Origin of the sequence: Streptomyces sp. LUP30 (assembly GCF_001746365.1) — a bacterium.
GTDB lineage: Bacteria > Actinomycetota > Actinomycetes > Streptomycetales > Streptomycetaceae > Streptomyces.
This window is the reverse complement of sequence record NZ_MJAJ01000052.1, coordinates 36,751-55,001: the sequence shown is the minus strand read 5'-3', so window position 1 is coordinate 55,001 and position 18,251 is coordinate 36,751. Positions and strand designations below refer to the sequence as shown.

The 18,251-nt window shown below is 73.9% G+C and carries 18 protein-coding genes; 10 read left to right on the top strand and 8 right to left on the bottom strand.

The features are described from left to right. Positions 1 to 104: 104 nt before the first annotated feature. Positions 105 to 1,310 carry an NAD(P)/FAD-dependent oxidoreductase gene (locus BG482_RS32260; RefSeq protein ID WP_079142404.1) on the bottom strand — a complete coding sequence of 402 codons (1,206 nt, stop codon included), beginning with the start codon at positions 1,308 to 1,310 and terminating at the stop codon, positions 105 to 107. A 232-nt stretch (positions 1,311 to 1,542) separates the two neighbouring features. Here BG482_RS32260 and BG482_RS32255 point away from each other — a divergent pair, with 232 nt between their 5' ends. Continuing rightward, a complete protein-coding gene (locus BG482_RS32255; protein ID WP_256096542.1) occupies positions 1,543 to 2,010 on the top strand; it encodes an Rrf2 family transcriptional regulator in 468 nt (155 codons plus the stop codon). Between the two features lie 22 nt (positions 2,011 to 2,032). Here the strand turns inward: BG482_RS32255 and BG482_RS32250 are convergent, their stop codons facing one another. After that, entirely contained in the window at positions 2,033 to 2,959 is a 927-nt protein-coding gene (locus tag BG482_RS32250) for a UTP--glucose-1-phosphate uridylyltransferase (RefSeq protein WP_069772745.1), read from the bottom strand. 269 nt (positions 2,960 to 3,228) lie between these two features. Here BG482_RS32250 and BG482_RS32245 point away from each other — a divergent pair, with 269 nt between their 5' ends. From BG482_RS32245 to BG482_RS32225, 5 genes are all read left to right on the top strand, one after another. Further along, positions 3,229 to 4,440 carry a globin domain-containing protein gene (locus tag BG482_RS32245; RefSeq protein WP_069772737.1) on the top strand — a complete coding sequence of 404 codons (1,212 nt, stop codon included), beginning with the start codon at positions 3,229 to 3,231 and terminating at the stop codon, positions 4,438 to 4,440. 49 nt (positions 4,441 to 4,489) lie between these two features. Beyond that, positions 4,490 to 4,939: a carboxymuconolactone decarboxylase family protein gene (locus tag BG482_RS32240; RefSeq protein WP_069772736.1), complete on the top strand. Its 450-nt coding sequence runs from the start codon at positions 4,490 to 4,492 to the stop codon at positions 4,937 to 4,939. A gap of 124 nt (positions 4,940 to 5,063) precedes the next feature. Continuing rightward, positions 5,064 to 6,257, top strand: coding sequence for a bifunctional class I SAM-dependent methyltransferase/NUDIX hydrolase (locus BG482_RS45830; RefSeq protein ID WP_069772735.1), 1,194 nt, complete (start codon positions 5,064 to 5,066; stop codon positions 6,255 to 6,257). Beyond that, positions 6,247 to 6,789 carry a GNAT family N-acetyltransferase gene (locus BG482_RS32230; protein WP_069772734.1) on the top strand — a complete coding sequence of 181 codons (543 nt, stop codon included), beginning with the start codon at positions 6,247 to 6,249 and terminating at the stop codon, positions 6,787 to 6,789. The genes BG482_RS45830 and BG482_RS32230 overlap by 11 nt, the downstream gene beginning before the upstream one ends. A 199-nt stretch (positions 6,790 to 6,988) precedes the next feature. After that, entirely contained in the window at positions 6,989 to 8,230 is a 1,242-nt protein-coding gene (locus BG482_RS32225; protein WP_069772733.1) for a phosphodiester glycosidase family protein, read from the top strand. Between the two features lie 21 nt (positions 8,231 to 8,251). Here BG482_RS32225 and BG482_RS32220 read toward each other — a convergent pair whose 3' ends face one another. The 6 genes from BG482_RS32220 to BG482_RS32195 all read right to left on the bottom strand — a co-directional run bounded on the left by BG482_RS32220 (position 8,252) and on the right by BG482_RS32195 (position 13,493). Further along, complete coding sequence (locus BG482_RS32220; RefSeq protein WP_069772732.1) at positions 8,252 to 8,446, bottom strand: hypothetical protein; 195 nt, start codon at positions 8,444 to 8,446, stop codon at positions 8,252 to 8,254. A 114-nt stretch (positions 8,447 to 8,560) separates the two neighbouring features. Beyond that, the gene (locus BG482_RS32215) at positions 8,561 to 9,421 is read right to left on the bottom strand and encodes a phosphatidylinositol-specific phospholipase C/glycerophosphodiester phosphodiesterase family protein (protein WP_069772731.1); all 861 of its coding nucleotides are present in this window, start codon (positions 9,419 to 9,421) and stop codon (positions 8,561 to 8,563) included. Between the two features lie 172 nt (positions 9,422 to 9,593). Then, positions 9,594 to 10,703 (bottom strand): acyl-CoA dehydrogenase family protein, encoded by a 1,110-nt coding sequence (locus tag BG482_RS32210; RefSeq protein WP_176741524.1) that lies wholly within the window; start codon positions 10,701 to 10,703, stop codon positions 9,594 to 9,596. Further along, positions 10,682 to 11,866 (bottom strand): acyl-CoA dehydrogenase family protein, encoded by a 1,185-nt coding sequence (locus BG482_RS32205; RefSeq protein WP_069772729.1) that lies wholly within the window; start codon positions 11,864 to 11,866, stop codon positions 10,682 to 10,684. Before BG482_RS32205 ends, BG482_RS32210 begins: the two co-directional genes overlap by 22 nt. Next, positions 11,863 to 12,834 carry an NADPH:quinone oxidoreductase family protein gene (locus BG482_RS32200; protein WP_069772728.1) on the bottom strand — a complete coding sequence of 324 codons (972 nt, stop codon included), beginning with the start codon at positions 12,832 to 12,834 and terminating at the stop codon, positions 11,863 to 11,865. The genes BG482_RS32205 and BG482_RS32200 overlap by 4 nt, the downstream gene beginning before the upstream one ends. Before the next feature lie 86 nt (positions 12,835 to 12,920). Further along, positions 12,921 to 13,493, bottom strand: a complete 573-nt coding sequence (locus BG482_RS32195; protein WP_069772727.1) for a helix-turn-helix domain-containing protein — start codon at positions 13,491 to 13,493, stop codon at positions 12,921 to 12,923. A gap of 78 nt (positions 13,494 to 13,571) precedes the next feature. Here BG482_RS32195 and BG482_RS32190 point away from each other — a divergent pair, with 78 nt between their 5' ends. The 4 genes from BG482_RS32190 (at position 13,572) to BG482_RS32175 (ending at position 18,247) form a co-directional block, all read left to right on the top strand. Continuing rightward, on the top strand, positions 13,572 to 14,588 hold the full coding sequence (locus BG482_RS32190; protein ID WP_069772744.1) for an NAD(P)/FAD-dependent oxidoreductase: 1,017 nt from the start codon (positions 13,572 to 13,574) through the stop codon (positions 14,586 to 14,588). A 188-nt stretch (positions 14,589 to 14,776) separates the two neighbouring features. Continuing rightward, positions 14,777 to 16,315: an ATP-dependent DNA ligase gene (locus BG482_RS32185; protein WP_069772726.1), complete on the top strand. Its 1,539-nt coding sequence runs from the start codon at positions 14,777 to 14,779 to the stop codon at positions 16,313 to 16,315. Then, on the top strand, positions 16,312 to 16,785 hold the full coding sequence (locus tag BG482_RS32180; RefSeq protein ID WP_069772725.1) for an NUDIX domain-containing protein: 474 nt from the start codon (positions 16,312 to 16,314) through the stop codon (positions 16,783 to 16,785). Before BG482_RS32185 ends, BG482_RS32180 begins: the two co-directional genes overlap by 4 nt. A 76-nt stretch (positions 16,786 to 16,861) precedes the next feature. Next, positions 16,862 to 18,247 (top strand): NADP-dependent succinic semialdehyde dehydrogenase, encoded by a 1,386-nt coding sequence (locus BG482_RS32175; protein WP_069772724.1) that lies wholly within the window; start codon positions 16,862 to 16,864, stop codon positions 18,245 to 18,247. Positions 18,248 to 18,251 lie beyond the last annotated feature (4 nt).

The following is an 18,251-nucleotide window of genomic DNA, read 5'->3' as shown; positions in this document are numbered from 1 at the left end:
GTCGCCCCCGCCCGTCCCCGTCACCGCCCCGCCGGTCGCGGGACTCGGCCGCGACCCGTCACGCGGGCGGGACGGGGTCCGAGGGCCGGCGAGCGGACCGGTCGTCAGCCGTTCGAGAAGCGGCCCGCCTGGGCGAGGAGCTGCTCCGCGTCGTCGGTCGGGGGGTAGATCCAGAGCCCGTTGATGTCGTGCTTGAGCTTCTTGGCCTCCGCCCCGGTCAGCGCGACGCGGCGGTCCCAGCCCTCGGTGTAGACCGCGCCGGCGGGGCCGAGGTCGAGGCAGGTGACGTAGGGGTCCGGGGTGAAGGGCAGCAGGTCACGGCCCAGGAGTTCGGCCGCCACGTTGTGACCGGCGAACTTGCCCATGGGCAGGGCGTGCTGGCAGGACTGCGTCGTGGAACGGCCGTCGTCCGCGGGGGCGAGCGCGGTGTCGCCGGCGGCGTAGACGTCGGGCACGCCGACGACCCTCAGCCACGCGTCCACGCTCAGCCGTCCCCACCGGTCGCGCTCGTCGGAGATCTGGGCGGTGAGGGGGCTCGCGGCCATGCCGGCCGTCCAGACCACGGTGGCCGCGGGGATCACCTCGCCGTCGGAGAGCGTGACGTCGTGGCGGGTCGCCGAGGTCACGGTGCGCCCCAGGCGCAGCTGGATCTTGAGCTCGTCGACGGCCTCCTCGATGACCGGGCGGGGGCCCGGGCCGAGCTCGGGGCCCACGACGTCGGCGCGGTCGACCAGCACGACCCGGACCTCCTCCGCCGCGTCGTCGCCCGCGGCGAGCGCGTGGAGCCGTTCGCTCAGCGCGGTGGCGGTCTCCAGGCCGGTGAAGCCCGCGCCCACCACGACGGCGGTGTAGCGGCCCGGGGACGAGGCCCGTTCGGGCAGTCGCCGCAGGTGGCCGTCGAGCGCCGCGGCGGTGGCGAGGGTGTCCACGTCGAAGAGCTCCCGCGAGCCGGGGAAGTCGGGCCGCACGAGCTGACTGCCCGCGGCCAGGACCAGCTTGTCGTAGGCCAGGTCCAGCTCCTCGCCGCCCCGGCCGACGGCGCGCACGGTGTGTGCCCCGGTGTCGACGCCGGTGACGGTCGCCGCGATCCGGCGCACGCCGATCGGGCCGAGGACACGGTCCAGGGCGACCCGCATGCCGTCCGGGGCGTCCTCGTACAGGCGGGGGCGGACGACCAGGTCGTCGCCGCCGCTGACCAGCGTCACCCGAATGTCCTCGCCGGGCCCGCCCGCCTCGCGCGCCACCCGCACGGCGCCCGCCGCGCTCCACACGCCGGCGAAGCCGCCGCCGATGATCAGGACGTCCTTCATGGTGATCTCCGTTCTCGAACCCGAGGTGATGAGCCGGTGCGCCCTGCGCCGGGGAGGGCTGCCGCGACGTCCTCTCCGGGGACCCGCGGACCCGCACCGCCAATTCTGGACATTACTTATCCTGGATACTGAATATCAAGATTTTCGAGAGCCGTCCACCATTGCGACGAACGGGATGCCCAGGTCAGCGGCCGTTACCCGGGTTCGATCCTGGACAGGTAATGTCCGTAATATGCGAATGGCTAAAGGCGTCGAGTGGGCCCTGCACACACTCCTGAACCTCGACATGATCGGCGGCGGCCCGGTCGGCAGCGCCCAGCTCGCCGAGGCCCACGGACTGTCGGCCTCCTACCTGAACAAGCAGCTGCAGCAGCTGGCCCGGGCCGGACTCGTGGTCTCGGTGCCCGGGCCGCGCGGTGGATTCCGGCTGGCCAGACCACTGGAGGCGATCAGCCTGCTGGACGTGGTGGAGGCCATCGAGGGAGGCGCCGAAGCCTTCCAGTGCACCGAGATCCGCTGTTCCGGCAGGATCGGCGAACTGTCACCGCCGCCGACCGGCACGTGCGCCGTCAACGCGGCCATGCGCCGGGCGGAAGAGGCATGGCGGCAGGCGCTCGCCGCCCAGCACCTCTCCGGCATCAGGACAGAGCTGGACAGCTCCCCGATGGTCCGTCAGGTGGTGCGCACCGCGCTGAGCTGAGCCGAGCGCCCCGGGGGCCGGCTCAGGCGCCGGCTCTCCCCGGGCGGGCTGCGGGGTCCGCGTCGAGCTCGGCGACCAGACCGCGCAGCACCGGGCCGTACTCGGGGTGGGCGAGGGCGAACGCCATCTGGGCGACCAGATAGTCGGCCGGGTTGCCGGTGTCGTACCAGCGGCCCTCGATGACCTGGCCGTACACCGCACGGGTGGCGGCGTAGGCGTTGATCGCGTCGGTCAGGTAGATCTCGCCGGTCCGGTGCTCGTACCAGCGGCGGGTCTGCTCGCGCAGTTCGTCGATGATGCCGGGGGTGACGACGTAGCCGCCGATGGCCGCGTACGCCGACGGGGCCGCGGCCGGCTCGGGCTTCTCGACCAGACCGGTGATGCGCAGCTGGCCGCCGCCCAGATCCTCTTTGACGAGGGGCACGCCGTAGCGCTGGGACTCGGTGGGGTCCATCGGCAGCAGGGCCAGCACCGGGCAGCCGGTCTGCTCGTAGGCGCGGATCAGCTGCTGGGCCCGGGGGGCCTCGGCGACGAAGACGTCGTCGGGCCACAGCACCAGCACCGGTTCGTCGCCGAAGGCCCGTGCCGCGTTCAGCACCGGGGTGCCGTTGCCGTAGGGGCCGTACTGGTCGAGATAGGTGATGTGGCCCCGGCGGGCCAGCTCGGCGACCTCCTCCACCGCGTCCGCGTGGTTCGCCTTTCCGTCGGCGCGCAACTGCTCGACCAGGGCCGGGTTGGGGCGGAAGTGATCCTGGATCAGGGACTTGCCGCCGGAGACGACGATGGTGATGTCGGTGATGCCGGAGTCCACCAGCTCCCGCACGGTGTGCTCGATGACCGGCTTGTCGCCGACCGGGAGCATCTCCTTGGGCGTCGCCTTGGTCAGGGGCAGCAGACGGGAGCCGAGCCCGGCGGCGGGAATCACGGCCCTGCGGATCGTCGGGGACATCACGTCTCCCTCGGTCGTGCGGCGCACCGCGCCGGACGGCACAGCACAGGCGGACGCTACCAACGCTCCCCCCACCTGCGCCGACCGAGCACGGGCGCGCGGCGACGGGCGAGGCGGCCTTCGGGGCCGCGGCCCGGTGACGTACGGCACACGACCACGACACCCCTTTAAATTGGTATCTCATATGCAAGTTATCTAGGATGCAGTCAGGGCCGCCCGCCGCCGCGCACAGATCGCTCTGTGCATCCTGATACCGAGAAGGAACCGCGATGCTCTCCGCGCCTGCCGTCCCGATCGTCCGAGCCACCCTTCCGGCCGTGGGGGCCTCCCTCGGCGCGATCACCGAGCTGTTCTACCGCCGTCTGTTCGAGGAACACCCGGCCCTGCTGCGGAACCTGTTCAACCGCGCGAACCAGGCCAACGGCTCGCAGCGCGAGGCCCTCGCCGGCGCCGTGGCCGCCTTCGCCACCGTGCTGGTGGAACGACCGGGCGAGCGTCCCGACGCGGTGCTCGGCCGCATCGCCCACAAGCACGCCTCACTCGGCGTGACCGCCGACCAGTACACCGTCGTCGGACGTCATCTGATGGGCGCCGTCGCGGAGGTCCTCGGGGACGCCGTGACCCCGGAGGTGGCGGCCGCGTGGGACGAGGTGTACTGGCTGATGGCCAACGCCCTCATCGCCCTGGAGGCACGCCTGTACGCCCGGGCGCAGGTCGACGACGGCCGGGTCTGGCGCGAGATGGAGATCGCGGAGCGCACCGAGGAGTCGGTGGACGCCGCCTCCTTCGTGCTGCGCCGCCCCGACGGTCTGCCCACCGGGCCGTTCGCGCCCGGACAGTACGTCAGCGTCCAGGTCGAACTGCCCGACGGAGCACGGCAGATACGCCAGTACAGCCTTTCGGCCGCCCCCGGCCACAAGACCTGGCGCATCACCGTCAAGCGCGAGCGCTCCGCCGACGGCCGCCTCCCCGAGGGCGAGGTCTCGACCTGGCTGCACGCCCACGCCCGCCCCGGCCATGTCCTGCGCGTCTCCCTGCCGTTCGGCGACCTCGTCCTCCCGCAGAACGACAGCCCCCTTCTGCTGGCGTCCGCCGGCATCGGCGTCACGCCCCTGCTGTCCATGCTGGAACACCTCGGCGACGTCTCCCCGCACCGTCGGGTGACCGTGGTCCACGCCGACCGCTCCCCCGCCCATCACGCGCACCGCGAGGAGCAGGCCGAACTGGCCGCCCGCCTCCCGCACTCCACCGTGCACCTGTGGTACGAGGCCGGGGCGCAGGGCGTCGGGGGACCCCGCGTGCAGGTGCGCGAGGGGCGTGCCGACGTCAGCGCTCTCGTCCTGTCCCCGGACACCACCGCCTACCTCTGCGGGCCCCTGCCGTTCATGCGGGCCGTTCGCGGCGGCCTCCTCGCCCGGGGGCTGAGCCCGGCCGCCGTCCACTACGAGGTGTTCGGTCCCGACCTCTGGCTCAGCAGGTGACCTGCCCCGCACATCCGTCGTGGTCAGGCCTCTGGTTGGATGTCCACCCATGACCCGACGGATCTACCTGGACAAGCAGAGCCCCAAGGCCTACCACGCCCTGCTCCAGACGTCCGAGGCCGTGCGGGCGACCGCCGCCGAGGCCGGGCTGGAGCGCACCGCGGTGGAACTGGTCAACCTCCGTGTCTCGCAGCTCAACGGCTGCGCGTACTGCCTCGACGTGCACACCAGGGCCGCCCTGCGGGCAGGCGAGGACACCCGGCGGCTGGGCGTCCTCGCGGCCTGGCGGGACACCGACCTCTTCACCCCGCTGGAGCGCGCCGCCCTGGCGCTCGCGGAGGCCACCACCCTGCCCTGCGACGCGGCCGCGCAGGAGGCCGCGTACGCCGACGCCCGCCGAACGCTGACCGAGGACCAGATCTCGGCCGTGATCTGGGTGGCCGTCACCATCAACGCCTTCAACCGGGTGTCCATCCTCAGCAAGCATCCCGTGCGCTGAGCCGACGCGGGTCCGTCCGCTGCGGTAAGAATCGTCCGGGCCGGGTGTGCAGCAGCCCCCGGCCCGACGAGCACCGTCCAGACCGTCCGCCCGGTCGTGTCAGCTCTGTTGGAGGCCTCCGCCCATGTCCCGTCCCCTCACCCCCGACGGACCCGAGTCGGCCAACGCCGCGGCCTGGCAGGCCTATGCCACGCACCATCTGCGGCGCGGCACCGTCCTGGACGACGCGGAGCGGATCGACTGGGGGTTCCCCGACACGGGGCCGGACGACGCCTTCCTCGGCGAGTTGAGGGGCCGGCGCGTCCTGGACCTCGGGTGCGGCACGGCCCGGCACGCCGCCCGACTGGTGCGCGCACACGGCGCGTCGGTGGACGCCGTCGACTCGGCGGCGGGTCAGATCGAGCGGGCCCGGGCCCGTTACGGCTCCCTGCCCGGGCTGCGTCTGATCCACGCCGACGCCGTGGCGCACCTGCGGGCGGCGCAGCCGTACGACGTGATCTGCTCCGTGAACGCCGTGCCGTTCGTCGACCCCCGCCGGCTGTTCCCCGCCCTGGCGACCGGGCTCGCGCCCGGCGGGACCTTCTGCTTCTCCGCGCTGCACACCAACTCCCAGGGAGACGGGCCCGATGCGGAGCTGGTGGCGCGGCCCGAGACGCTGCGGTTCGCGGGCGGCGGCGAGACCACCGTCCGCATGTGGGTGCCCGCCCCCGAGGTGTGGGAGGCGCTGCTCGCCGACCACGGGCTGCTGGTCGAGGACGTGGTGACGGTGGCCTCGCCCGACTCCGGCAACGCGGCCGCCTACCGCGTCTACCGGGCGCGGCGGCCGGTACGCGTCCGAGCCCGCCCCCGCGCCGGCCGGCCGCCCGTCGCGCATGCGACGCTCGGCGTCGGCGCCATCCTGCACGGCCCCCGTGGACTGCTCCTGGGCCGGCACCGCGGCGGCACCTGGGAGCTGCCGGGCGGCACGGTGGAGCCCGGGGAGTCGCTCCGGGAGACGGTCGTGCGCGAGCTGCGCGAGGAGACCGGACTGCGCGCCGCGCCGTCGGACGTCCGCCTGCTGGGCACGCTCCTCGACCAGGTCGACGGCGTGGTGCGGATGACGGTCGGCGCCGTCGTCACGGCCTGGGAGGGCGAGCCGGCCGACCAGCCCGGCGAGAGCGTCGGCGACTGGCGCTGGTACCCGCTGGACCGGCTGCCGCCGTCGCTGTTCGTGTGCAGTGCCCAGTCCCTCACCGTGTGGCGTCCCGATCTGCCGATCGACCACGCCCCGGCCCGTTTCACGCCGTTCGCTCCCGGGGCGGGCGGCGATGACGACTGACCCCGCGGGCCCCCGGACCGCCCTCGTCCGGCCTCGCCGTCCCGCCGACCTCGACGGCTGCGTGGCCGCACTGGCCCTCGTACACGCCCACAGCGGCTATCCGGTCGACTGGCCCGAGCGGCCCGCCGCCTGGCTGACTCCGCCCGCGCTGCTCGCGGGGTGGGCGGCCGAGCTGGACGGACGGGTCGTGGGTCACGTCGCGCTGTGCGCGGCCGAAGAGGGGGACGCGGCGGCGACGTTGTGGAGAGCCCGTCCGGGCCGGCCGGGGCCCGCCGTGATCAGCCGGCTGTACGTCTCCCCCGCCGCCCGCGGCCACGGGGTCGGCGCGGCTCTGCTGGACCGGGCCGTGGGAGCGGCGCGGGACCGCGGCCTGCATCCCGTCCTGGACGTCGTCGCCGCCGACCCGGCCGCGGCGTTCTACGAGCGACTGGGCTGGCAGCGCCTCGGCACCGCCGTCCAGCAGTGGGGACCGGCCCGCAGAGTGCTCCTGAACTGCTACGCCGCGCCCCCGGACCGGGCGGCCGCGGGCTGAGGCCTGCCGCCGCCGTCGAGCCGCCCGCCCCCCTCACGGACGGAGTAGCACAGCCTGCCGCGCGGCGCGGCCGAACGGCGGAGCACGCCACCCGGAATCGTGTCTTTCGTCACCCGATCCGTGGTCTTCCCGTCGACTCCCCGCCGGTCGTTCCCGCAGGTCATGAGAGAGTTGCGCCCCGATCAACCCAGGGGGGCGCATGACGCGACGTCACCAACGGTCCAGGGTGCGCGAAAAGGCTCTGGTCCTGCTCGTCGCGCTGGGCGTCACGGCCGGTGCGACGCTCGCGGGGACGGCCTCGGCGGAGGCCGCCGGCGGCACCGGGGCCGGGGCCGTCGTGGCGGCGGGTGTGTCGTACCGACAGTACGACCTGCGGGCGGCCGCCGGGACGGCGCACGCGCATGTGCTCGACGTCGATCTCGCCAACCCCCGTGTGCGCCTGGGGCTCCTGTACCCCGGGGCGGTCGCCGCCCGCGCCGCGGTCTCCACCATGGCCGACCGGCAGCAGGCCGTCGCCGGCGTCAACGGCGACTTCTTCGACATCTCCGAGGCACAGCACCCGGGGGTCGCGGCGACCGGGTCGAGCGTGGGCCCGGCCGTCGCGAACGGCAGGGCGCTGAAGGGCGCGGTCCCCTACGCGCAGCGGTTCGGGCCCGCGCTGCCGCCGGGCACGAACACCGAGGCCGTGGTCGGGGTGGGGACCGACGGCAGAGCCCGGACGGACAGCCTCACCCTCACCGGGTCGTACACCGCCGGGGGTCGGCGATCGGCGCTGGGCGGCGTCAACCAGTTCGCGCTGCCGGAGAACTCGGTCGGCGCGTACACCGCGGACTGGGGCGGCGTCTCACGCCGGCGGGCCACCTGCGGCACGGACTCCGACCGGGCGGGTGCGTGCAGCGCGCGCACCTACGAAGTGACGCTCAGGAGGGGCAGGGTCGTCTCCGCCTCGGCCACGCCCGGCAGCGGGACCGTCACGGGCGGCACCACGGTGCTCGTCGGGCGGGAGGCGGGCGCGCAGCGTCTGAGGCGGCTCGTCGAGGGCGAGCGGGTGACGGTCCGTTACGGACTGGCGTCCGCCTCGGGGGTGAAGTACGGCTTCGCCGTCGGGGGCTACCCCGTGCTGTCGGGCGGTGAGCCGCTGCCCGGTCTGGACACCTCGGTATCGGCCGTGCGCACCGCCGTGGGCATCGCCGCCGACGGGCGGCGGGTGTTCCTGCTGGCGCTGGACGGAGCCGCCGCGTACCGCAGGGGCCTGACGGTCGCCGAGGTCGCCGCGGCGTTGCGGCGTCTCGGCGCCACCGAGGGCTTCAGCCTGGACGGCGGCGGCTCGTCGACCCTGGTGGCCCGCCGGCCGGGCGCGGCCCGGGTCACGGTGCGCAACCATCCCTCCGACGGGGCGGAGCGCCCGGTGCCGAACGGCATCGGGGTCTTCATCCGATGACGCCGGCGCCCCTGCGGGGCCTCACGGCCGAAGGCTGCCGACGATGTCGGCCGTCGCCGTGAGGCCGCTGTGGATGGTGGGCGCCATGCTGGTGCCGGCCAGCAGGAACCCGAGCAGCAGACAGACCAGCGCGTGGGAGATCTTCAGACCGCCGTTGCGCGTGAAGATCATCGCCAGGACCGCCAGCAACAGCACCGCGGAAATCGAAATGGCCACCGTCAACCTCCTCCGCCACGTCCGCTTTCACGGGGTTCGGCCGTAAGTGTGGCGTAAAGGAGTGTTCCTCCGTGCTGCGAACCTGTCCGCCGAACGAGTGGTGTCCGATGGGCGCTACGCCGTGCGACGGGCGTCGAGGAAGGCTTCCAGGCCGGCCAGGTCGTCGGTGTTGAGATAGTCCACGCCTGCGGCGAGGAGTGCGGCCCACAGGGCGTCCCGGGCGGGGCCGGCGAGGTCGGGGGTGGCCCAGAACCGCACCTTCTGCCCGCGCGCATGGGCCGCCCGCACGATGCCGCGCAGCCGCTGCCGCTCCGCTTCGGGGAAGGCCCCGACGCCGAGCCAGGTGAAGTGGAGCGTCCAGTTGTCGCTGATCAGGGAGGCGAACGAGGCCTCGGAATCGCCGAGGTCGGCGAGCCGGCCGTCGTAGAAGGCCCGGCGGACGCCCTGGGCCTCCATCGGGACGCGGGCCGCTCGGTCGCCGGAGACGACGGCGGTGACCGGGCCCGCGTGGACGCGTCCGTGCGCGTAGGTCGTGAACAGAGGCGCGTACCGCCGGAGTTCGCGGTCGAGTTCGCGGTACGCGGCGGCGCCCTCGGTCTTGATGTCGATGAGGAGCTGCAGCGGCTTCCGGTGACCGCGGTACACCGAGCCGCGGCCTGCCCGCACCCGGGCGGCCAGCGGAGCGAGGTACAGGGACTCCAGGGTGCGGGACGGGTCGAGGTCGACCGGGTCGTGGGCGACGAGGAGCCGGCCGTCGACGAGGAAGACGTCGGCCTCGACGCTGCCGAAGCGGTGGTCGAGCGCGTCGAGCAGGGGGCGGGGGTGCTCGTAGTCGTTGTGGGCGTGGGCGCACCACAACGGGCGCGCGGGCCGGCGGCGTTCGTCGGCGTACGCGCTGCCGGCGGTCGGAGCGACGGCGGCCGCGAGCGTGGCGCCGAACGCGGTGAGGGCGCCGCGGCGGGTGACGAGGGCCATGTTCTGCCTCCCTGCGGGGCGGGTGCGGACCTCAGGGAGTATGCGGCGGCCCCGGTGCGAACGGACCCGTGCCCGCGAGGAGTTGGCCGGACCGACGTCGCCCGTTCACGCCGTCGGCGCGGGCGCACGAAGAAGCCCGCCCCGGGTGGGGGCGGGCTTCACCGGGTGACGGTCAGGGGGCCTGCAGGTCGACGAGTTCGGCCAGCGCGGCACGATGGGCGCCGGCCGTGCCGTAGGCGATCGAGTCGGCCTTGGCCCGCTTCAGGTACAGGTGGACGGGGTGTTCCCAGGTCATGCCGATGCCGGCGTGCAGTTGCAGGGCCTCCTCGGCGGCCCGGACGGCCACGGGCGCCGCGTAGGCCTGGGCGACGGCGACGGCCACGGACGCCTCGTCGGAGGGCTCCCCGGCGGCGAGCGCGTCGGCCGCGCCCCGGGCGGCGGCGCGGAGGCTGACGACCTCCAGCCAGAGCTGGGCCAGCCGGTGCTTGAGCGCCTGGAAGCCGCCGACGGGCCGGTTGAACTGTTTGCGCTCCTTCAGGTAGCGCACGGTCTCGGTCAACGCCCAGTCGGCGAGGCCGAGTTGTTCGGAGGCGAGCAGTCCGGCTCCGGCCCGCAGCGCTCGGCGCACGGCGGGTCCGGCGTCGCCGAGGCGACGGCCGGGCGCGTCGGTCAGGGTGAGCGTGGCGAGGGGCCGGGTGAGGTCGAAGGAGGTCTGCGGGGTGACGGTCGCGTCCTGTGCCTGCACGGCGTACAGGGCGCCGTCGTCGCCGGGCACGAGCAGCACGTCGGCGACGGCCGCGTCCGCGACTCCGGTCAACTCCCCGCTCAGGACGCCGTTGTCGACGCGCGCGACCTGGTGGGCGGCGCCCGGTGCGAGGTGCAGGCCGACGGCCAGCGCGCCGATCGTCCGCCCGGACGCCAGCCGGCCGAGCAGTTCGTCGTCCCCGCAGGCCAGCAGCGCCTCCGTGGCGACGACGGCACTGGTCAGATAGGGCACCGGGGCGACCGCCCGGCCCAACTCCTCCAGCACGACGGCGGCTTCGCGGTGGGTGGCGCCCTGGCCGCCCTGCGCCTCGGGCACCAGCAGGCCGGCGAGGCCCATGCCGTCGGCGAGCGCCTTCCAGGCCGACAGGTCGTGCGGGGCGCCGGACTCCGTGCGGGCGATGACGCCGGGCGCGTCGCAGTGGTCGGCGAGCAGGTCCCGGACGGCGGCGCGCAGCGCCTCTTCCTCCTCCGAGTACAGCAGGTCGGGCTGTGTGTTCACCGGGCCAGGTCCTTCCATGCGACGTCCTTGTCGGTGCGCGGTTCGGAGGGCAGGCCCAGGACGCGCTCGGCGACGATGTTCAGCAGGACCTCGCTGGTCCCGCCCTCGATGCTGTTGCCCTTGGAGCGCAGGTAGCGGTACCCGGCGTCCCGGCCCGTGAAGTCCACGAGCTCCGGGCGGCGCATCGTCCAGTCGTCGTACAACAGGCCCTCCTCGCCGCGCAGTTCCACCTCCAGGCCGCTGATCTCCTGGTTGAGGCGGGCGAAGGCGAGCTTCATGCCGGCGCCCTCGGGGCCGGGCTGGCCCTGGGCGAGCTGCTGGCGCAGGCGTTCGCCGGTGAGCCGGGCGACCTCGGCCTCGACCCACAGCTTCAGCAGGCGCTGGTGCAGGTCGTGGGTGCGCAGTTCGGGCCGCTCGCGCCAGGTCTTCGCGACCGGGCCGATCATGCCGCCCTCGCGGGGCAGCCGCATGCCGCCGATGGCGACGCGCTCGTTGTTCAGCGTGGTCTGCGCGACCCGCCAGCCGTCGCCGATCGCGCCCAGCCGGCGCGCGTCGGGGATGCGGACGCCGGTGAGGAAGACCTCGTTGAACTCGGCCTCGCCGGTGATCTGGCGCAGCGGCCGGACCTCGACGCCGGGGTCGGTCATGTCGCAGAGGAAGTAGGTGATGCCCGCGTGCTTGGGCACGTCCGGGTCGGTGCGGGCGATGAGGATGGCCCAGCGGGCCACATGGGCGCTGGACGTCCACACCTTCTGACCGTTGACGACCCAGTCTCCCCCGTCCTGCCGGACGGCGCGGGTGCCGAGGGCGGCCAGGTCGGAGCCGGCGCCGGGCTCGCTGAACAGCTGGCACCAGACCTCCTCACCCGTCCACAGGGGCCGCAGGAAGCGCTGCTTCTGCTCCTCGGTGCCGTACTTCAGGATCGTCGGCGCGGCCATGCCGAGGCCGATGCCGATGCGCCGGGGGTCGTTGTCGGGGGCGCCCGCGGCCTCCAGCTCGGCGTCCACGACGGCCTGCAGGGAGCGGGGCGCGCCGAGGCCGCCGAGGCCCTCGGGGTAGTGCACCCAGGCCAGTCCCGCGTCGAAGCGGGCCTGCAGGAAGGCCGACCGCTCGGTCGTGGCGGGTGGGTGCGCGGCCAGCAACTGCGCGGTACGGCGCTTGAGTTCGGCTGCGTCGGTCATGCGGCGGCTCCGTTCTGCGGTACGACGGCGACCCGGCCCGTGGTGACGCCGTCGGCGACCCGCTGCACGGCGGCCGCGGCTCCGTCGAGCGGCACGCGCTCGCTGACCAGCGGCCGGATCGCGCCCCGGGCGGCGAGCTCGGTGAGCTGTTCGTGGCAGTGCAGGACCAGCTTCGGGTTCTTGGTTCCGTACAGGCCCCAGTGCAGGCCGAGGATCGAGTAGTTCTTGACCAGGGCGTGGTTCAGCGCGGGACTCGGGATGGTCCCGCTCGCGAAGCCGACGACCACGATGCGGCCCTCGAAGGCGACGGTCTTCGCGGACTGCGTGTAGGCCTCGCCGCCGACGGGGTCGAAGATCACGTCGGCGCCCCGGCCGCCGGTGGCCTCCTTCACGGCGCCGACGACGTCCTCGGCCCGTCGGTCGATCACCACGTCGCAGCCCAGTTCCCGGGCGACGGCGGCCTTCTCGGCGCCGCCCACGACGCCGACGACGGTCGCGCCCGCCGCCTTGCCGAGCTGGACGGCCGCACTGCCGACGCCGCCCGCCGCGGCGTGCACGAGGAGCGTCTCGCCGGCCTCCAGCCGTGCCCTTCGGTGCAGCGCGAACCACCCGGTCTGGTAGCCGATGTGCAGCGCGGCGGCCTCGGCGTCGTCGAGCGACTCGGGGGCGGGCAGCAGGGCCGCGGCGTCCGCGACGGCGTACTCGGCGAAGCCGCCGTACGGCAGGGCCGGGTTGGCGATGACCCGGCGGCCGTCCTCGGTCTCGCCGCAGATCTCCACGCCCGGGGTGAACGGCAGCGGGGGCCGTACCTGGTACTGGCCGCGGACCATCAGCGCGTCCGGGAAGTTGACGTTCGCGGCACGCACCCTGAGCAGGACCTGGCCGTCGCCGGGAGTGGGCCGCTCCACTTCCCGGAGCCGCATCACCTCGCTCGGCTCGCCGTTCTCGTGCACCTGCCATGCCTGCATGCGGAGCCTCCACGGGACTGCGTCGTCGAACCCTGGTCGAGTGCATACTAAGCGGTCGCTTGCCCTCGGGGGAACCGTTGCGCTCGTCACCCCTGCGACGGCCGCGCCCGCACGTGCATCCGCTCGCCCTGCGGCCCGAAGAGACTGAGGAACTCGGCCGGCCCCTCCCCCGTCGACCCGAACCAGTGCGGCACGCGCGTATCGAACTCGGCGGCCTCTCCCGCCGTCATCACCACATCGTGCTCCGCGAGCACCACCCGCAGCCGACCGGACATCACGTACAGCCACTCGTATCCCTCGTGAGTGCGCGGCTCCGGCTGCTCGTCGCTCTGCGGCACGAGCACCTTGAAGGCCTGCAGCCCGCCGGGCTGCCGGGACAGCGGCCAGAAGGTGCGCCCGTGCCGCACCAGCGGCCTGGCCCGTACCCGGGGGTCGCCCACCGGCGGCGCCCCGACCAGCTCGTCCAACGGGACCTGGTGGGCGCGGGCGATCGGCAGGAGCAGCTCCAGGCTGGGCTTGCGCAGCCCGGACTCCAGCCGGGAGAGGGTGCTGACGGAGATGCCGGTCGTCTCCGACAGCGCCGCGAGCGTCACCTCCCGCTCCTTCCTGAGCCGCCGGAGCCTCGGTCCGACCTCCGCGAGCACGTCATCCGTAGTCATTCCCCCATTTTGCCGAACCGGCAAAGAGGTTTGTCGATCCCGCACTGTCCGGCGACCGTGACGGCGGAGGTGGTCACCATGACCGAGCGGACCGACCGGACCGAGAACGCCAAGCGCACCGGCAACCCCGGCAACACGGGGAACACGGGGAAGTACGAAGTGATCGTCGTGGGCGGCGGTGCGGCGGGGCTGTCCGCCGCGCTCGTCCTGGGCCGGGCCCGGCGCCGGACCCTGGTCGTCGACGCGGGCCGCCCGCGCAACGCGCCCGCCGCCCACCTGCACGGTTACCTGTCCCGGGACGGCATGTCCCCGGCCGACTTCCTCGCCGTCGGCCGCGAGGAGATCGCACGGTACGGCGTGGAGCTGGTCCGCGACCGCGCGGTGGACGTGACCGGGAGCGACGACGGCTTCGCGGTCCTCCTCGCCGGGGACGCCTCCTCGGGGAAAGGCCGGACCGTGCGCGCCCGGCAGCTCGTCCTCGCGACCGGCCTGGCGGACGAACTGCCGCCCGTGCCGGGCCTGGCCGAGCGGTTCGGCCGGGACGTGCTCCACTGCCCCTACTGCCACGGCTGGGAGGTCCGCGACCGGGCTTTCGGCGTGCTCGCCACGAGCCCGATGAGCGTCCACCAGGCGCTGATCGTCTCCCAGTGGTCCAAGGACGTCACTCTGTTCCTGCACACGCTCGGCGAGGAGGAGCTGACGGACGACGACCGCCGCAGGCTGGACACGGCCGGAGTGGACGTCGTGCGGGGCGAGGTGGCCGGACTGGTCGTCGAGCAGGACCGGCTCACCGGGATCCGGCTCGCCGCCGGAGGCGGGGAGTACGCGCGCGAGGTGCTCTTCGTCGCGCCCCGGCCCGTGCCGAGGACCGAGCTCGCGGCCCGGCTGGGCGCCGAGACGAGCCGGACGCCGTTCGGCGCGTATCCGCTGACCGACGAACGCGGCCTGACGACCGTCCCCGGCCTGTGGGCGGCCGGCAACGCCGCCGGCTTCGCCGAACAGATCGTGAACGCGGCCAGCCGCGGCTACCGGGCGGGGGCGGCGATCAACGTCGAACTGCTGATGGCGGATCTCGACGCGGCGGGCCGACGGTGACGTCGGCGCGAGGCGGCCCTGCGGGGACGCGGCGCGGCCCCCGGCCCCGACGACGGGCTCCGCGGACTCCATGAACTCCACGGGCTCCACGGGCCGGCAGGCTCCCGCAGGCCTCGGGGCCCTGCCGGCCTCGGGGCCTCGGGGGTTGTCCGGGTGTCGTTGTCAGTGGCTCGTTGCACCATGGCTGCATGTTGTTGACCCGGCTCGCCGACGTGTCCCGGGAGGTCGCCGCCACCTCGGCGCGCTCCCGCAAGATCGCCCTGCTCGCCGAACTGTTCCGGGACGCGGAGCCCGCGGACGTGCCGATCGTGATCCCCTACCTGGCCGGACGGCTGCCCCAGGGCCGCCTGGGCGTCGGCTGGAAGGTGCTGGGCCGTCCGGTCGCCCCGGCCGGGACCCCGACTCTGACGGTGCGCGAGGTCGACGCCCTCCTCGGCGAGCTCGGCAAGGTGGCCGGCCCCGGCTCCCAGGCCGAACGGGTGCGGCTGGTCGAGCAGCTGATGGGCGCGGCCACCGCCGAGGAACAGCGCTTCCTGCTCGGTCTGCTCACGGGCGAGGTCCGTCAGGGCGCGCTGGACGCCGTCGCCGTGGAGGGTCTGGCGCAGGCCACCGGCGCGCCCGCGACGGACGTGCGGCGGGCGGTGATGCTGGCCGGGTCGCTGCAGACGGTGGCGCAGGCGCTGCTCGGCGAGGGGCCGGGGGCGCTGGAGGCGTTCCGGCTCACCGTCGGCCGCCCGGTGCTGCCGATGCTCGCCCATACCGCGTCCTCCGTCGCCGAGGCGGTCGGCAGGCTCGGCGTCTGCGCGGTGGAGGAGAAACTCGACGGCATCCGCGTCCAGGTGCACCGCGACGGGGACGAGGTCCGCCTCTACACCCGCACGCTGGACGACATCACCGACCGGTTGCCCGAAGTGACCGAGGCGGCACGGCGGTTGGCGGGTTCGCGCTTCGTCCTGGACGGGGAGGTCATCGCCTTCGACGAGGCGGGACGCCCCCGGTCCTTCCAGGAGACGGCCGGCCGCGTCGGCTCCCGGGTGGACGTGGCGGCGGCCGCCGAGGCGATGCCCGTCTCCCCGGTGTTCTTCGACGCGCTGTCCGTGGACGGCCGCGACCTGCTCGATCTGCCCTTCGCCGAACGGCACGCGGAGCTGGCCCGGCTGACGCCCGAGCCGATGCGGGTGCGCCGCACGCTCGTGTCCGGCCCCGACGACGTCGGGACGGCGGAGGAGTTCTCCCGGCAGACCCTGCTGCGCGGGCACGAGGGAGTGGTCGTCAAAGCCCTGGACGCGCCCTACAGCGCCGGGCGGCGGGGTGCGTCCTGGCTGAAGGTGAAGCCCGTGCACACCCTCGACCTGGTGGTGCTGGCCGCCGAGTGGGGCCATGGGCGGCGCACCGGCAGGCTCTCCAATCTGCACCTCGGCGCGCGCACGGCGGACGGCGGCTTCGTGATGCTCGGCAAGACGTTCAAGGGCATGACCGACGCGATGCTCGCCTGGCAGACGGAACGTCTGCGGGAGCTGGCCGTGGACGAGAACGGGTACGTCGTGACCGTGCGGCCCGAACTGGTCGTCGAGATCGCCTACGACGGCCTGCAGCGCTCGACCCGCTACCCGGCCGGCGTCACCCTCCGCTTCGCCCGCGTGCTGCGCTACCGGGAGGACAAACGCCCCGAGGAGGCGGACACGGTGGAGACCCTGCTCGCCGCCCACCCGGAGGTGCGCCCGTGACGCCGGCGGCTCCCCGGCGCAGCGCGGGGCTGCTGCTGTTCCGGCGCACGGGCGACGGGCCGCAGGTGCTGCTGGGCCACATGGGCGGACCCTACTTCGCGAAGAAGGACGCCGGGGCCTGGACCGTCCCGAAGGGCGAGTACGAGCCCGACGAACCTGCCTGGGAGGCCGCTCGCCGCGAGTTCCGGGAGGAGCTGGGGCTGCCGCCGCCCGACGGCGAGGCGATCGAGCTGGGCGAGGTCCGGCAGACCAACGGCAAGATCGTCACCGCCTGGGCCATCGAGGCGGACCTCGACCCGGCGTCCGTCGAACCCGGCACGTTCACCATGGAGTGGCCGCCGAGGTCGGGGCGCGTCCAGGAGTTCCCGGAGCTGGACCGGGTGGCCTGGCTCGGGCTCGACCGGGCGCGCGAGGTGATCGTCACGGCACAGGCCGCGTTTCTCGACCGGCTGGCGGAGCACTCGGTCTGAGCGGATGCGCACGCGTTGCGGCCCCGGGCCCGGCGCGGGAAGGTCGAAGCACAGCCAGCTCTTTTGGAGGTCGGTCATGCCCATCGCGACGGTGAACCCGGCGAACGGCGAGACGCTCAAGACGTACGAGGCCATGGACGAGCAGGAGCTGGAGCGCCGGCTCCAGCTCGCGCAGGCCACGTTCCGTACGTACCGGACGACGACGTTCGCGGAACGCGCCCGGCTGCTGAACCGGGCCGCCGACCTGCTCGACGAGGACCAGGACGACATCGGCCGGATCATGACCACCGAGATGGGCAAGCCGGTGAAGCAGGCGCGCGCGGAGGCCGCGAAGTGCGCCAAGGCGATGCGCTGGTACGCCGAGCACGCGCAGGAGCTGCTCGCCGACGAGGAGCCGGCCGCCGCCGACGTGAAGGACTCCGGCGGCTCGCGCGCCCTGGTCCGCTACCGGCCGCTGGGGCCCGTGCTCGCGGTGATGCCGTGGAACTTCCCGCTGTGGCAGGTGGTCCGGTTCGCCGCGCCGGCGCTGATGGCGGGCAACGTGGGCCTGCTCAAGCACGCCTCGAACGTCCCGCAGACCGCCCTCTACCTGGAGGACCTGTTCCACCGGGCGGGCTTCACCGAGGGCTGTTTCCAGACGCTGCTGGTCGGCTCCGGCGCGGTCGACGCCGTCCTGCGCGACGAGCGGGTGAAGGCGGCGACCCTGACGGGCAGCGAGCCGGCCGGCCGGGCGGTCGCCTCCACCGCAGGCGAGATGATCAAGAAGACGGTGCTGGAGCTGGGCGGCAGCGACCCCTACGTGGTCATGCCCTCGGCGGACGTCGACCGGGCCGCGCGGGTCGCGGTGACCGCGCGCGTGCAGAACAACGGGCAGTCGTGCATCGCGGCCAAACGGTTCATCGTTCACACGGACGTGTACGACGCGTTCGCCGAACGGTTCGTGGCGGGCATGGCGGCCCTGAAGGTCGGCGACCCGCTGGAGGAGGACACGGAGGTCGGGCCGCTGGCGAGCGAACAGGGCCGTGCGGACCTCGAGAAACTGGTGGACGACGCCCGGCGCAGCGGGGCCGCGGTGCTGTGCGGGGGCGAGCGCCCCGACGGGCCCGGCTGGTACTACCCGCCGACCGTCCTGGCCGGGGTCACGCGCGAGATGCGCATCCACCGGGAGGAGGCGTTCGGGCCGGTGGCGACGCTGTACCGGGCGACCGACCTGGACGAGGCGGTGCTCATCGCCAACGACTCGCCGTTCGGTCTGAGTTCCAACGTGTGGACGCGCGACGAGGCCGAGGTCGATCGTTTCGTCCGGGATCTGGAGGCCGGCGGAGTGTTCGTCAACGGGATGACGGCGTCGCATCCGGGCTTCCCGTTCGGCGGGGTGAAGCGGTCCGGGTACGGCCGTGAGCTGTCGGGGCACGGAATCCGGGAGTTCTGCAACATCACCACGGTTTGGCACGGTGCGTGAGTGC